Genomic DNA, 13899 nt, shown 5'->3' with positions numbered 1-13899 from the left:
TTTTTTCCTTTTTAGGGGAAGGAGAATGATAGTGAAGAAAAAAAAATGGAAATTAGCATTTATAATCCTATTGGCTGTTAATATAGTCATTTTTATTGGATTAACTATCTTAATTTTTTTACCGAGCAGCAAAGTAAATCATATAAGCAATTCCGAAACAAATACTGTTGGACTGGATGTTGCGACAAATAAAGAAGATTTAACTAAAATAATCAATTATTATATTCAAAAAGAAGGATTAGATGGGCCTGTTCATTATGAAATAAATTTATCAAATGAGGTGGAATTATACGGCTATTTGCCTGTTTTTGGTCAAGATATCGATTTAAAGCTTACATTTGAACCAGAAGCATTAGAAAATGGCAATTTGCTTTTAAGACAAAAGTCCATTAGTATTGGAAAGCTTCCACTTCCTGTTTCTTATGTGATGAAATTTATTCAGCAGCAATATAAACTGCCAGGCTGGGTGGAAATTAATCCAAATGAGGAAACAGTATACATGTATTTAACGGAAATGAAAATAGCAAATGGTCTTAGTGTTAACATGCAAGAATTTAATCTTCTTGAAGATAAAATTCAATTTAAACTAATCTTGCCGACAAAATAAAAAATGGATGGGGCTGTAAAAAGAGAAAAAAACGATTTCATGTTTTAATAAATAACCGAGTCAGCTCCATCTTTTGATTTTCAGCCCTACCGATAACCCACTTCTAATCATTTCCTCCATTAATTGGCGGCAAACAATAAAACCTCAATAGGGTACTCTGGGCTGTTTGTCTCCAGCAGTATGGCAGAATAAGCTTTATTTTCTTTTAACACAAGTGGCTGAAAAACGGACAAAAGTTCATTTGTTCCTATTTTTCGAGCCTCTAAATAAACAGTCATTGGAGATAACGCGAGATAGGAAGAAGCGGTTTTTGCTTCTAGTTTTGGGAAAATGACATCTCCGTTTTGTACGGCAATTTTCAGTGTATCTGTTGTTTTGGATGCAAGATGAATAAAACGCAATTTCGTTTCTCCATAAGGGACATGGGGATGCTCATTATAGGAATATATCTTTAATTTTTCTTTTTGTCCTATAAATGCAAAGGTGTGGTAAAGGTTGCTTTCGACCATAACCTTTTGGCTACAATACGTATCCACCATTTTATCAGCTTCGTATATATCAATTTGATATTTGCCCACAGGAAGAGTAAGGTCATTGCTCATTTTTTTAAAGGATAGTTCTTTAAATATGCGTATTCCATTAATATAAATATCAACAGCTGGTGTATCAAGAGAGGCATGCAGCATTCTTATTTTCCCATACTCTTTTTGTCTTTGTGTATCAGGGAATATCGAATTTGGCTGCTCAAAAGCTTTTTGCAAGCTTTGCAAATGTTTTTGATAATAAAAGATATGAAGATTTGGATTGGTATATTTATAGTAATCTGCTAATAAATCGTACATACCAGCTTCTTGCATAGGGCTTGCTTCATGATGAGGGTTCATTTGGATCACTCCTGTAAATAGATAGATGCTAATAATGTATGATCGGTTGACTAAACTAGTGCCTATTCGTACGATCATTGTTTTTGCAATTTTTTTGTTAAGTGAGGTAAGGTAAGAGTAGATGCATGTATTATAGGGAATACGATTATATATGTGATCAGAATGATTGAAGGAAAAGAAAGAGGTGTTTGCATGCAAAATTATGAGGTTGCAACATTTGCAGGTGGCTGCTTCTGGTGTATGGTTAAACCATTTGACGAGCAGCCTGGCATCATCAAAGTAGAGTCTGGCTATACGGGAGGCCATACGGAAAATCCAACATATAAAGAAGTATGTTCAGAGACAACAGGCCATTATGAGGCAGTTCAGATAACATTTGATGCAACAATTTATCCATATGAAAAATTATTGCAAGTTTACTGGCAGCAAATTGATCCGACTGATGCTTTCGGCCAATTTTATGATCGAGGCCAATCGTATCAAACGGCAATATTCTATCATAATGAAGAGCAAAAACAGCTTGCCGAAAAATCGAAACAAGAGCTTACAGAAAGCAAACGTTTTGCAAAAATAATTGCAACAAAAATACTGCCTGCCAAAACGTTTTATCTGGCAGAAGAATATCATCAAGATTATTATAAAAAAAATCCCCTGCATTATAATTCCTATCATGTCGGAAGTGGAAGAGCAAATTTTATTAAAACTAATTGGGGTGACACTAATGAAAAATAAACAAGAAATAAAAGAAAAACTAACACCGATTCAATATGAAGTGACGCAAAATAATGGGACAGAGCCACCATTTCATAATGAATATTGGGATGAATTTTCAGAAGGAATATATGTTGATATCGTTTCAGGGAAAGCCCTTTTTTCTTCGCTGGATAAGTTTGATGCCGGCTGTGGTTGGCCGAGTTTTACAAAACCAATTGAAGAAGAAGATGTGACAGAAAAAAAGGATACTAGTCATTTTATGGTTCGGACAGAAGTGAGAAGCAAAGAAGCAGATTCTCATTTAGGTCATGTATTTAATGATGGTCCACACCCTACAGGACTTAGATACTGTATTAATTCTGCTGCATTAAAATTTATTCCAAAAGCTGAAATGGAAGAAAAGGGGTACGGCAAATACTTAGCGTTATTTTCTAAATAAATCAGATAAGTTTGAGTTGTTGAGATAATAAAAATATGTATTTTTTATGCAAGTTATAAAAAACCAGTTTAAGAACTTTGCGGCATTCAGCAAGCAGTCTTAAACTGGTTTTTATTATGATGTTTGTTGCATTAGCAATAAAGTTATAAAAGAAAAGTGCAATTTTGATGCAATGATGGGAAAGTTGTTCAAGAGCAGGTACTAGACGAATCTAGTATTCTTCGGTATAGTATGTTTAAAATTATTTAGATAAAGGATGGAAAGGTTATGGGAAAATCTTTTTACCATTTTTTGATGAAATTTCGTCATCCAGCTCCAAAAGATGAAATTAGTGACTTTGCTAATCACGCATATGAGGATCATAGCTTTCCTAAAAACAGTTCTGATTATGATGAAATCAGCAACTATTTAGAGCTTAATGCTCATTATTTAAGTGGGATGAGAATTTTTGATCATGCATGGGAAACGTATTTATTTCAAGAAGAAAAGAGTATTTAAGAGAATAACTGGAAAATATGATGAATCAAATGGCATGTTAGGGTGTAGCTAATTTTTTAGCTGCCCTTTTTTATTGTGTTTTAACCGAAACAAGCAAATTTTTAGCATTCTCTTATACAAAAAGATTTTTAGAGAGAGGAAACCACCAACAAAAGCATGTATAGAAGAATAAATTTTTAATGCGCCAACTGATAGGAAGTTTTTATAATGTTATTCAACGGATGGAAAAATATTTGCCAATAGTACAAACTGAATTCCTTTAGAAATTTTTCCTTTTGTATGAACACGTTATATTGTTTGAAAATTGTTCATAGTATTAAATAAACTTCTTTTCATCCCGTCTTGTAAGCAGCATAAAAGGAATAGCAACTCAAGGAGCCTACTTGGAAATAATTTCTGTGTAATCATAAAGAGAACAATGAGCGAAAATTATTTTTTAGCATACAATGGTAGTAAAAATATACGATAGGATAAAAGATAAAGGAGAACATCTAATGGAATTTTTTGAGAGAATTACTCTCTTGGTATCATGACCCCCCACCCTTAACACGAACACGTCTTTAAACAAAAGAGTGGGGGTTTTATAAGCCGCAATTTGCGGGATAAAACTCACAATCTAGTTTAGAGAGGACATTCAACTATGAGCAATCGAAAAAAACCGAAATTTAAAATAGGTGACACTGTTGTTATTACTATATATGGTACAGTTGGGAAAATTACCAATGTGAAATGGTTAGATGATATGCATGTATATGAAGTCAATAAAAGTGAAGGCTTATATTTAGAGTCGAGTCTGCAAATGTTATCGGAATACGAAGGAGAGCTAATGGAATCAGAAAAGATTGATATTGAATATCGGTTTTTTATTGGCGACTTAGTAAAAGTTAAAGGGTATGGCAGCAATTTATTTAAAATTGTGGGGTTTCGGACGGAAATATGGCGTTATAAATCAGATGCATGGGAAGATATCATTTATGAGCTCTCAAGAGTCAGTGATGGAGAATGGTTAGAGGCTGGTGAAGAGGAATTGACTTTAGTAGCGGATGCGGAAAATGCAGATACTTTTATTCAAAAGCTCGGACTTCTGTATCTGATGGATACAAAGAAAAAACCAGTAGATTTAAAAAAAACAAACAGCTCTTTCCGTACTACGGAAAAAGAGCTGTTAGAAAGAATAAAGGAAAAAAAAGAATTGATTGATGGATTGCTAGATATATATAATGATTATCATGTGCTATTTCAGATGTTCCATGATCGAGAGTATGAGCATGTCATGAAACTTACAGTGCGGAAGCTAAAAATAGTTGTTAATTCAGATGATAAAAATATTGTTTAAAAGGAGCCTTCATGGGAATAAGCCAAAAGCAGGTCCCATTCTTGAAATTGCCTTTTATAATAAAAAAAATAAATAAAGTAAAAAAGGAATGCCGCAAATCATCATAACGGAGAAAAGAAAGGTTAATATTGTATGAAATAGAGAGAGTATTTCACTGTTTTCTGTATTTAGATCTGTTTTGACAACATCGATAAATTGCTGGATAGTGTGCATCAAATAAATCCCCCTAAAAAGAATATATTGAATCATATGAGACGAATAGGGAAAACATGTCTCTTTTTTCTTGAAAAAATCCCAGTTTTATCAGATAATTTGTACAAAGAAAGTCATCTTTTTGTAATTGTCACATATATTCTTTTTAAAGGGGGCGATATGCTTGAAAGAAATTGATGTAATAATAGATACGGAGGAAATCGCAGAGTTTTTCTTTCGTGAGCTATTGAAGCGGGGATACGTTCCCACAGAGGGAGAGATTGAAGAATTGGCTGACATTACATTCGAATATTTATTAGACAAATGTATCATTGATGAAGAAACGGAAGATTAATAGAATAAACGAGGGCGAGAAAATTCCATTGTGCAAAACTGGGATAGTATAATCAACAGTTTGCGGGAAGGGATGTTTTCTCGCCTTTTTACGTATAGATGTTCTTAAAAATAAGATAGTGCAGACTGTAAAGAGAGCTAATGAAATGAACAAAAAATCGGAACCTTTTTAGTAGTAGAACGTATGTAAAGAAAGGGGGCGAGTTATCTTGCTAAAAAAACTATTAAAATATTTTTTGGGAAAAAATAAACATAAAAGACATTATTCTTCAAGCAGCAACAGATGGAGAAACACTTATAAAAATAGTGGTCAAAATATGGGGCATAAATATTATAAAGGAAAACGAAGGAAAGGCTCATCAAGCTTTTACAGCAGCTAATAATCGGAGGAAAAAATTATAGTAAGCACTTTTTTGAAAATAATAGAAAAACCATTTAAAGAAAATAAAATTATTTCTAATCGATATATAATCCGATCTTTTCTTGGACGTGGGGGGTATGGGTATACGTATTTAGTTTATGATGAAATGCAAAAACAGGAAGTCGTGTTAAAAACACTTCGATTGCATAAAAGAATAAGAAAAAAAGAGAAAAAAAGATTTCAGCAAGAACAGGATATATTGCTATCATTAAATAGTTCTTCTTTTCCTAAGTTTTATGATAGGGGTTTTATTGATGGCAGCATTCCTTATTTTACGATGGAGTTTATTAATGGAAAAACGATGGAAGCTTGGCTATTTGATGAAAAGCGCAAATGGAGTGAAAAACAAGTATTTCAATTTGGATTAAAACTTGTAGAATTGGTCGATATGTTGCATAAAAATCAGATTGTACATCGAGATATACATCTTCCTAATCTTATCGTAGCAAATAATCAATTGAAACTGATTGATTTTGGATTAGCAAAAAAATGTACAAGAGAAGAAGCAGATTTGTTTGCAGATGACTTTTTTGGCATCGGCCAAATTTTGCTGTTTTTATTCTATTCTTCTTACGAACCAGGAGACAAACAAAAGGAGAAAAGCTGGCAAGAAGAACTGCAGCTGACTGGGGAAGCGCAAACGCTGTTAAAAAAGCTGCTGGCAATAGAAGAACCTTTTCGCAATTGCCAGCAAATAAAGAGAGCATTATTATCGTTAAAGTAATAAAAATTGGGGGGAACTTTATCATGTCATTTTTTCAAAAAGCATTGGCAAGCATAGGAATTGGTTCTGCTAAAGTGGATACGGTTTTGCATCAGCATATCTTATCTCATGGGAATTTGGTTGAAGGGGAAATAGTCATTAAAGGCGGCAATGTGGCACAAACAATTGACAATATTTATTTGCGTTTACATGCAACATATGAAAAGGAATCAAATGACCGAACATATACAGAGTCATGCGTTATCGATTCCTTTTTAGTAGGAGAAAGTCTGGAAATTGGTGCAAATGAACAAAAAACGATTCCCTTTTCATTTCCACTCTCTATATATACTCCGTTCACTTTAGGAAAAACAAAAGTTTGGATTTCAACAGGATTGGATATAAAAAATGCAATTGATCCTAGTGACCAAGATTATGTAGAAGTACAGCCTAATGCATTGGTGAATAAACTGTTATCCGCTGTATCCGAATTAGGTTTTCAGATGAAACAAGTAGAGTGCAAAGAATCATCCTATAAAAGGAATGGGATTCCTTTTGTGCAAGAACTAGAATATGTGCCTGTTTCCGGTTCATTTTATGGAAAGCTTGACGAAATAGAGCTGTCTTTTTTAACTGTTGATGATAAATTAATAGAACTGGTTGTGCAAGTCGATAAAAAGGCAAGAGGTTTAGGCGGCTTATTTGCAGAAGCACTTGATTTGGATGAACGATTTATCAATGTTACGATCAAGGATGAAGAAAAAAATATCATTAAACAACAATTGTTTAACATGGTGCAAACATATTCTTAAATGCTTATAATCTTTAAAAGTTTGCATTTTTTATTTTGTCTGCACTCTAAAGACGTGTGAAAGAAATAATCACACGTCTATTTTTTTGTTAATTTTTTCGTTCTTTTGCAGAAAATTCTTTTCCATGTGCTTCTTGTTCAGCAATTATTGCTTCTTTTGGTATATGATTATTTTTTTTGGGAGAATTAATTCTATTTCGATGTTTTTTGCCCATAACAGTCTCCTTTTTATTCCTTAAATTTATAGAAAATCAAAATCAATAAGCATGTTTTTCTGTTATAGTAGAAAAACTAATGTTAGTTTAACCAGGGAATTGCTTGTTATCCTGAAATTAAATGTGTTTATCATAAAAATAGAATATGATATAGTACAAATAGTGACAAAATAGTAGAAACAATTGTCCAGCTAACACTATGGAATTGGTTTATGTATCAATTAATGGAGGTTTATAAAAATGAGTGTACATATTGGAGCAAAAACAGATGAAATTGCAGAAACTGTGCTTTTGCCGGGGGATCCATTGCGAGCAAAATATATTGCAGAAAACTTTTTGGAATCAGCAGTTTGTTATAATGAAGTGCGAAATATGTTTGGATATACCGGCACATATAAAGGCAAAAGGATTTCTGTTCAAGGCACAGGCATGGGGGTTCCTTCTCTCGCTATTTATGTGAATGAATTAATTTCAAGCTATAATGTGCAAAATCTTATTCGCGTTGGAACATGTGGAGCAATTCAAAAAGATGTAAAAGTGCGTGACGTCATTTTAGCAATGAGCGCTTCAACAGATTCACAAATGAACCGTTTAACATTTGGAGGAGTAGATTATGCTCCAACTGCAAATTTTGATTTGCTGAAAAAAGCGTATGAAGTAGGAGAAGCAAAAGGATTATCCTTAAAAGTAGGGAATGTTTTTACAGCAGATATGTTTTATAATGATAATTCAGAGCTTGAAAAATGGGCAAAGTATCAGATCTTGGCAATTGAAATGGAATCGGCGGCATTATACACATTAGCTGCAAAATTTAATCGAAAAGCATTGTCTGTTTTAACTGTCAGCGATCATATTCTAACAGGGGAAGAAACAACAGCCGAGGAGCGTCAAACAACATTCAGCGATATGGTTGAAGTTGCATTAGAAGCAGCTATTAAATAATTCGGCTTCTAAAAAATCAGTGAAAAACTGATTCAGTTAAGGGGAAAATGCGAAAAGAACCGTAAATATTTTGGGAAAAATAAGGTGGGAAAATGAAAAAAGTAGCAGCTCTCTCTTTTTTGACCGTTTTATTGTTAACTGGGTGTAAAAGTCTGGATGAGTTAGAAAAAAACATACCGTTTTTGCATTCAGATGAGGAGAAAACGACAGAAAAAGAGCAACCAGAAAATAAAGAGACAAATACTAGCAATACTGAATCGAATAAAAATGAAGAAAACAGCAGCGAACAGGAAACATCTCCACTTACATTAGAGGCTGATTATTTTAATGAAATAAAAGTAGTGGATGGACGCAATATTATTCAGAATCCAAAAAATACTGTTTCCTTAGTAAATAAAGAGTATGGACTTCCAGATGGATATGCACCAGAGGATTTAGTTAGACCTACTGTTACTTTTTCTTTTGGAGATCAAGATATTGAGAAAAGTTATATGAGACAAGCAGCAGCAGATGCGTTAGAAAAAATGTTTGCAGAAGCAAAAACAGATGGCGTTATATTATATGCTGTTTCAGGATATCGTTCCTACGATCGTCAAACCGTTTTGTTTGATGCAGAAGTGAAGCGAGTAGGGGAAGAAAAGGCTATCCAAGCGGTCGCATATCCTGGCAATAGTGAACATCAAACTGGTCTTGCCATGGATATTTCTAGTGAAAGCTCGGACTTTTTATTAAGTGATGATTTCAACAAAACAACTGAAGGAAAATGGCTAAAGGATAATGCCCATCGTTTTGGTTTTATTTTGCGTTATCCTGAAGGCAAAGAAAAGATTACAGGCTATAAGTTTGAGCCATGGCATTTCCGTTATGTAGGGGAAAAATCGGCTAAGGACATTTATGAAAATGATTGGACCCTTGAAGAATATTTCCAAATTGTAAAGAAAATATAAGGATAGATAAAACAACATCTTCTTTGAAAAAGAAAGTGAATGTTGATGCATTCCTTTCTTTGCTTTTATACATAATAAGCAAATATAAACTTTAATCTGCTGATTGTTATTTCTAATAAACTTGAAAGGAATAATTTTTGTAAGATGATAGAATAAACAAGAATTTTTCAAGATATTAGTTGGATTTGTTCATAATTTGTTCATTGTTTTTTTAAGGAATATTCCATTTTATTTGGTATTTTAGTCATTAAGGCATGTTAGTGCAGAAAAAAATGATGTTGGTTAATGAAAGTGGTGAAGCATTTGGAGAATGAAAATAAGGGGAATGAACTTTTAGAAAAGGATTCATCTGATAATGAGTCAAGCTATATACGGATAAAAAAATTCTATTTTGTGATGCTGATTTTTTTTACTGTCATATTAGCGGCGGGCATTACAACAATTGCTTTAGCTTTTGGTGATGAAAAAGCAGTAAATGTTGGGACAGACCGCAGTGAATTTGATAAGCTGTTTTCAGCTTATGATGCATTAAAGGAAAATTATTATAAAGACATTGACACAAATGATTTGGTGAATGGAGCAATTGATGGCATGTTCACAGCATTAGATGATCCATATTCTGACTATATGAATGAAGAAGAAGCAAGCAGTTTTCATGAAAACATTTCGTCTTCTTTTGAGGGAATCGGGGCAGAAATTCAACAAAATAATAATAAAATTGTCATTGTGTCTCCAATTAAAGGATCTCCAGCTGAAAAAGCAGGTCTAAAACCAAATGACGTAATTCTTTCTGTTGATGGAAAAGCCTTGCAAGGAATGAGTTCTTCAGAAGCAGTATTATTGATTCGCGGGGAAAAAGGAACGAAAGTAGAATTGCAAATTCAAAGAACCGGTGTTGAAAAGCCAATGGAGATTTCGATTGTTCGTGATAACATTCCAATTGAAACCGTTTATGGAGAATTAAATAAAGATGGAATTGCGGAAATTCAAATAACCAGTTTTTCAGAAAATACATCCACAGAACTTGTCGATAAACTAAATGAATTTCAGGAAAAAGGCATGAAAGGAATTGTATTAGACTTAAGACAAAATCCTGGTGGGCTTTTAACAGAAGTGCAAAAAATCGCCAATCTTTTTGTTCCAAATGGCAAAGTGGTTTTCCAAGTCGAACATAAAAATGGCAAAATTGAAAAAGCTGTATCGGAAAACAGCAGCGGCACCGATCTGCCATTAGTTGTGATTATTGATGGAGGTAGTGCGAGCGCTTCAGAAATTTTAGCAGGTGCTGTTAATCAGTCTGCAGGAGTTCCTCTTGTTGGCGTAAAATCATTTGGTAAAGGAACCGTGCAAAGTGCTACCGATTTATCAGATGGAAGCAATATAAAATATACGACAGATAAATGGCTGACTCCAAATGGAAATTGGATTCATGGCAAAGGAATTGAACCAACCTATAAGGTACAATTGCCAAGCTATGCAAATCTAACTATCATTAATCCAGAATCTAAATTAAAAAAAGACAGCAATTCAGATGAAGTAAAAACGGCACAGCAAATGCTTAATGCATTAGGCTATAAAGTTGATCATGCAAATGGATATTTTGATGAAAGTACAGAACAAGCAGTGAAAGATTTCCAGAAAAAAGAAAAGTTAAAAGAAACTGGAATACTTACTGGGGATACAACAACGAAGCTAATGTCTAAGCTTAGCACAAAAATTAAAAACAATGATACACAAATGAAAAAAGCAATTGAAGTATTAAAAGAAGAAATGAAAAAGTAAAAAATTCTGCTTAAAGGGTGACATGCTTACATGTCGCCCTTTAAGCAATTGAAGGAGTAATATATGCATATAAATAAAACGGAAATCTACATATTGTCTGGATTTTTAGGCAGCGGAAAAACGACTTTATTAAAGGAATTATTAATAAAAGAAAAAGAAGCAGGCCGAAAAGTGGCAGTGCTTATGAATGAATTCGGCAGCATTTCTATTGATTCCAATGAAGTGGATAAAGATGTTCCTTTAAAGGAACTTTTAGGCGGATGTGTTTGCTGTACCATTCAAGATAAGCTGGAGGCGCAGCTGCAAACATTATTAATAGAAGAAAATCCAGATGTTATTTATTTAGAAACAACAGGAGCAGCACATCCTGTAGAGACAATGGATACGATTCTTTCTCCCCTACTCGCACATAAATTACAACTTAAAGGCATTATTACGGTAGTTGATGGATTACAATGGCTTAATCGCAGGGAACTTAGTCCTATTATTCAGCAATTAGTATTAGAGCAAGTGCGCCATGCCAATTTGCTTATCATTAATAAACAAGATACATTAACAGAAGAAAAGAAAGCACGCATTACGATGGAGATACAAGGAATAAATCCTTTTGCTCCTGCATTATTAACGAATCACAGCAAAATTCCTTATAGCAAAATACAAAATATTAAAGCTCATTTTCATAAAGAGCTAGAGCGTACTACCATTAAAAGCATGCAGTTAACTTCCTATATATATACATTTCAAAAAACGATTTCCTTTGAGAAATTTGATGACTTTTTACGGTCATTGCCTGAGATGATCTATCGAATAAAAGGATATGTACAATTTGAAGATTCAGCTTACCCAGATCTTTTTCAATATTCTTATGGAACGCCCATTTTTATGAGAGAAGAGATGAATCTTCCTTTGAATATGGTGTTTATTGGAGAAAACATCGACTGGAAAGAAATCGAACAAAAATTGGAACGATTATAGTCAGATAGAATATATATTTAATTTACCTTGTTTTTACAGTAATGAAACTTGCAAGCAAAGGGCAAACTTTCATTAGATAAAAAGAAGGATGGTAAACATGCTAAAAAAAACTTTACTAATGGCAATATGTTTTCTATTGATATCCCAAGTACAAGATGTTATTTATGCAGAAGAGGAGAATAAGGAAGATTTTTCTTTTGGATATGATATACAATTGCTTCCATGGATTGAAGCAGATAAAATAGTGCCTAGATACAGCAAGTTTACTATTTTAGACATAGAATCAAAGAAGATATTTCATGTACAAAGAAGAGCTGGTAGTCAGCATGCAGATGTTCAACCTCTTACAAAAGAAGATACAAAAATTTTAAAAGAAATTTATCATGGAAAATGGAGCTGGAAAAGAAGGGCCATTATTGTACTGGCCAATGATCAATGGCTTGCTGCTTCTATGCATGGCATGCCACATGGTGCTGGAGCATTAAATAATAATTTCCCTGGTCATTTTTGTGTCCATTTTCTTGGAAGCACCACACATAAAAGTGATAAAATGGATAAATCTCATATGCTGATGGTTTATAAAGCAGCAGGTATGCTTCCAGACTATTTAAACCACCTAGATGCAAAAGAAGTAGTAGTTTCTTTTATCGCAGGTCTAAAAGAACAGGATTCATTTATTTTAAAACAGATGGCAACAGAAAAGCTTAAATGGAAAAAGGAGTTAGCTTCATTAGAAAACATTCGATTAATGGGTTTGAAAGAAATAGATAGTTATGATAACGATACAATAAAGGAATATTCCGTTGAATGGCAAATTTATTTGAAAAATAGGAAGCCTTTTAAGGAAACAAAAAAAATCATGTTAATCAGAAGCTCTGAACTAGAATCATGGAAAGTTGTTGTATATCCTAATTATTTGAGCAAAAGCAAATAAGTGAAAAACTAAAAAAACTGCCTCTTCCATTGCAAATGCTGCTTAAATGGAAGAGGCAGTTTTTTTTATCTTCACTTACTATTTCATTTCGCCAAACTTAGCAAATGTTTTTTCATCTTCCACTAATCCACATGCAGCGCATTGGATACGATATGCAGGCCCTTTATAAGCCATGTGGAACGGAGACAGATTTTCTTGTGAATACTCTTCTAGAACATTTCCGGTTTGGGGATCTAACTTAACGGACTGGGCTACTTGTTGAATAAGGTTAAATCTGCTTCTATTTGTTTTGCAATTGGGGCAGCAATACGGTGCATTCATATTATTACTCCATTCTTTATATAAATTCGTTCCTTCTTATTTTTTCCCTTCTCTATGTTTTTATCCATATAGATAGAAATTTTCCTTTTTCATCTGGATAATTACCGTTTATATCTATATATAAGAGAATTAGTCTAATTATCCTGAAAATTCCTTTTTTAATTGTCATGAAGTCCATTTTATTGCATTTTATGTTATTAGATTGTAATAAAAGACATATTTCTTCTGTTATAAAAAACCTGTCAATAGTTAATATGGTCTAAATTATGGTTTTTATTAAAGGAATTTTCCTTTTATGGATATTTTTCAAATGGTATATTTTGTGAAAAGAGATTCTGTTTGTTATTGATATATCTAGCTTTCTTAAATTCTCCTTAATTTTTTCTTTTACAATCTTTTATTATTTCTTCAGTTTGAGAGATATTTCCATAAATATGACAAAAAACCTGTGGTATGATTTGTTTGTAAGACGGAGCACACAAATAAAAAAACTATTAAACTACTAAGTTCAGCATCCAAGGAGGATCTTAATATATGAAGAAGAAAAACATGATTTTATCAGTGGCAGCAGCGTCAGCATTATTAATGTCTAACCCAATGGTGAACAAAGCAAATGCAGCATCAAATACAGCACCAGTACAAAATGCGAAAGTTATTTATCAATCATATAATTTAAATCAAGATCAAATAAATAATCTATTAAAAAAATATGAAGCAACAGGTACAGTAGATATTAATAAATTAATGGCTGAGTTGCAAAAAGGACAAGCAACAAAACCAAGCACTGCTACTAACAAACCGACAACAACAAATACAACAACACA

17 protein-coding genes and 1 pseudogene are annotated in these 13899 nt (G+C 33.1%); 14 read left to right on the top strand and 4 right to left on the bottom strand.

Annotated features, from left to right (window positions below; translation table 11 throughout):
* The first annotated feature begins 31 nt into the window (after window positions 1–31).
* On the top strand, window positions 32–607 hold the full coding sequence (locus tag CWS01_RS08105) for a YpmS family protein (RefSeq protein ID WP_101176843.1): 576 nt from the start codon (window positions 32–34) through the stop codon (window positions 605–607).
* 119 nt (window positions 608–726) lie between these two features.
* On the opposite strand, the gene CWS01_RS08100 is transcribed toward CWS01_RS08105, so the two are convergent.
* On the bottom strand, window positions 727–1491 hold the full coding sequence (locus CWS01_RS08100) for a DUF4397 domain-containing protein (protein ID WP_157827602.1): 765 nt from the start codon (window positions 1489–1491) through the stop codon (window positions 727–729).
* Between the two features lie 192 nt (window positions 1492–1683).
* Here CWS01_RS08100 and msrA point away from each other — a divergent pair, with 192 nt between their 5' ends.
* From msrA to CWS01_RS08080, 4 genes are all read left to right on the top strand, one after another.
* A complete protein-coding gene (msrA, locus tag CWS01_RS08095) occupies window positions 1684–2223 on the top strand; it encodes a peptide-methionine (S)-S-oxide reductase MsrA (protein WP_101176842.1) in 540 nt (179 codons plus the stop codon).
* The gene (gene msrB, locus CWS01_RS08090; RefSeq protein WP_101176687.1) at window positions 2213–2644 is read left to right on the top strand and encodes a peptide-methionine (R)-S-oxide reductase MsrB; all 432 of its coding nucleotides are present in this window, start codon (window positions 2213–2215) and stop codon (window positions 2642–2644) included. The genes msrA and msrB overlap by 11 nt, the downstream gene beginning before the upstream one ends.
* 267 nt (window positions 2645–2911) lie before the next feature.
* Window positions 2912–3142, top strand: coding sequence for a YozE family protein (locus tag CWS01_RS08085; protein ID WP_101176686.1), 231 nt, complete (start codon window positions 2912–2914; stop codon window positions 3140–3142).
* Window positions 3143–3782: 640 nt separating this feature from the next.
* Complete coding sequence (locus CWS01_RS08080; RefSeq protein ID WP_101176685.1) at window positions 3783–4478, top strand: hypothetical protein; 696 nt, start codon at window positions 3783–3785, stop codon at window positions 4476–4478.
* A 54-nt stretch (window positions 4479–4532) separates the two neighbouring features.
* Here CWS01_RS08080 and CWS01_RS22300 read toward each other — a convergent pair whose 3' ends face one another.
* Complete coding sequence (locus CWS01_RS22300; protein WP_157827601.1) at window positions 4533–4691, bottom strand: hypothetical protein; 159 nt, start codon at window positions 4689–4691, stop codon at window positions 4533–4535.
* 163 nt (window positions 4692–4854) lie between these two features.
* On the opposite strand from CWS01_RS22300, the gene CWS01_RS08075 reads away from it, so the two are divergent.
* The 3 genes from CWS01_RS08075 (at window position 4855) to CWS01_RS08065 (ending at window position 6960) form a co-directional block, all read left to right on the top strand.
* A complete protein-coding gene (locus tag CWS01_RS08075) occupies window positions 4855–5025 on the top strand; it encodes a YozD family protein (protein ID WP_101176684.1) in 171 nt (56 codons plus the stop codon).
* 412 nt (window positions 5026–5437) lie between these two features.
* On the top strand, window positions 5438–6169 hold the full coding sequence (locus tag CWS01_RS08070) for a serine/threonine protein kinase (protein WP_157827600.1): 732 nt from the start codon (window positions 5438–5440) through the stop codon (window positions 6167–6169).
* A gap of 23 nt (window positions 6170–6192) precedes the next feature.
* Window positions 6193–6960, top strand: a complete 768-nt coding sequence (locus CWS01_RS08065; protein WP_101176682.1) for a sporulation protein — start codon at window positions 6193–6195, stop codon at window positions 6958–6960.
* Between the two features lie 88 nt (window positions 6961–7048).
* Here CWS01_RS08065 and CWS01_RS23150 read toward each other — a convergent pair whose 3' ends face one another.
* The gene (locus tag CWS01_RS23150; RefSeq protein WP_268877060.1) at window positions 7049–7174 is read right to left on the bottom strand and encodes a hypothetical protein; all 126 of its coding nucleotides are present in this window, start codon (window positions 7172–7174) and stop codon (window positions 7049–7051) included.
* Window positions 7175–7414: 240 nt separating this feature from the next.
* On the opposite strand from CWS01_RS23150, the gene deoD reads away from it, so the two are divergent.
* From deoD to CWS01_RS08040, 5 genes are all read left to right on the top strand, one after another.
* Window positions 7415–8116 (top strand): purine-nucleoside phosphorylase, encoded by a 702-nt coding sequence (deoD, locus tag CWS01_RS08060; RefSeq protein ID WP_101176681.1) that lies wholly within the window; start codon window positions 7415–7417, stop codon window positions 8114–8116.
* Between the two features lie 92 nt (window positions 8117–8208).
* Complete coding sequence (locus tag CWS01_RS08055; RefSeq protein ID WP_101176680.1) at window positions 8209–9063, top strand: M15 family metallopeptidase; 855 nt, start codon at window positions 8209–8211, stop codon at window positions 9061–9063.
* Between the two features lie 303 nt (window positions 9064–9366).
* Entirely contained in the window at window positions 9367–10845 is a 1479-nt protein-coding gene (locus tag CWS01_RS08050; RefSeq protein ID WP_456238033.1) for a lmo1851 family serine protease, read from the top strand.
* A 63-nt stretch (window positions 10846–10908) separates the two neighbouring features.
* Window positions 10909–11820 (top strand): CobW family GTP-binding protein, encoded by a 912-nt coding sequence (locus tag CWS01_RS08045; protein ID WP_235852005.1) that lies wholly within the window; start codon window positions 10909–10911, stop codon window positions 11818–11820.
* A 97-nt stretch (window positions 11821–11917) separates the two neighbouring features.
* Complete coding sequence (locus CWS01_RS08040) at window positions 11918–12754, top strand: hypothetical protein (RefSeq protein WP_101176678.1); 837 nt, start codon at window positions 11918–11920, stop codon at window positions 12752–12754.
* 78 nt (window positions 12755–12832) lie between these two features.
* On the opposite strand, the gene CWS01_RS08035 is transcribed toward CWS01_RS08040, so the two are convergent.
* On the bottom strand, window positions 12833–13075 hold the full coding sequence (locus tag CWS01_RS08035) for a DNA alkylation repair protein (protein ID WP_101176677.1): 243 nt from the start codon (window positions 13073–13075) through the stop codon (window positions 12833–12835).
* 534 nt (window positions 13076–13609) lie between these two features.
* On the opposite strand from CWS01_RS08035, the pseudogene CWS01_RS08030 reads away from it, so the two are divergent.
* A pseudogene (locus CWS01_RS08030) lies at window positions 13610–13899 on the top strand (CAP domain-containing protein); the annotation flags it as partial.

Origin of the sequence: Niallia nealsonii, from assembly GCF_002835805.1 — a bacterium.
Taxonomy (GTDB): Bacteria; Bacillota; Bacilli; order Bacillales; family Cytobacillaceae; genus Niallia; species Niallia nealsonii.
Note: the sequence above shows the minus strand (reverse complement) of the source record. Positions and strands in the feature narration are given on the sequence as shown.

Bases quoted from the DNA above. Each gene is read 5' to 3' on its own strand.
- CWS01_RS08100 (WP_157827602.1), bottom strand. From the start codon at position 1,491: ATGAACCCTCATCATGAAGCAAGCCCTATGCAAGAAGCTGGTATGTAC.
- msrA (WP_101176842.1), top strand. From the start codon at position 1,684: ATGCAAAATTATGAGGTTGCAACATTTGCAGGTGGCTGCTTCTGGTGT.
- msrB (WP_101176687.1), top strand. From the start codon at position 2,213: ATGAAAAATAAACAAGAAATAAAAGAAAAACTAACACCGATTCAATAT.
- CWS01_RS08085 (WP_101176686.1), top strand. From the start codon at position 2,912: ATGGGAAAATCTTTTTACCATTTTTTGATGAAATTTCGTCATCCAGCT.
- CWS01_RS08080 (WP_101176685.1), top strand. From the start codon at position 3,783: ATGAGCAATCGAAAAAAACCGAAATTTAAAATAGGTGACACTGTTGTT.
- CWS01_RS22300 (WP_157827601.1), bottom strand. From the start codon at position 4,691: ATGCACACTATCCAGCAATTTATCGATGTTGTCAAAACAGATCTAAAT.
- CWS01_RS08065 (WP_101176682.1), top strand. From the start codon at position 6,193: ATGTCATTTTTTCAAAAAGCATTGGCAAGCATAGGAATTGGTTCTGCT.
- CWS01_RS23150 (WP_268877060.1), bottom strand. From the start codon at position 7,174: ATGGGCAAAAAACATCGAAATAGAATTAATTCTCCCAAAAAAAATAAT.
- deoD (WP_101176681.1), top strand. From the start codon at position 7,415: ATGAGTGTACATATTGGAGCAAAAACAGATGAAATTGCAGAAACTGTG.
- CWS01_RS08055 (WP_101176680.1), top strand. From the start codon at position 8,209: ATGAAAAAAGTAGCAGCTCTCTCTTTTTTGACCGTTTTATTGTTAACT.
- CWS01_RS08045 (WP_235852005.1), top strand. From the start codon at position 10,909: ATGCATATAAATAAAACGGAAATCTACATATTGTCTGGATTTTTAGGC.
- CWS01_RS08040 (WP_101176678.1), top strand. From the start codon at position 11,918: ATGCTAAAAAAAACTTTACTAATGGCAATATGTTTTCTATTGATATCC.
- CWS01_RS08035 (WP_101176677.1), bottom strand. From the start codon at position 13,075: ATGAATGCACCGTATTGCTGCCCCAATTGCAAAACAAATAGAAGCAGA.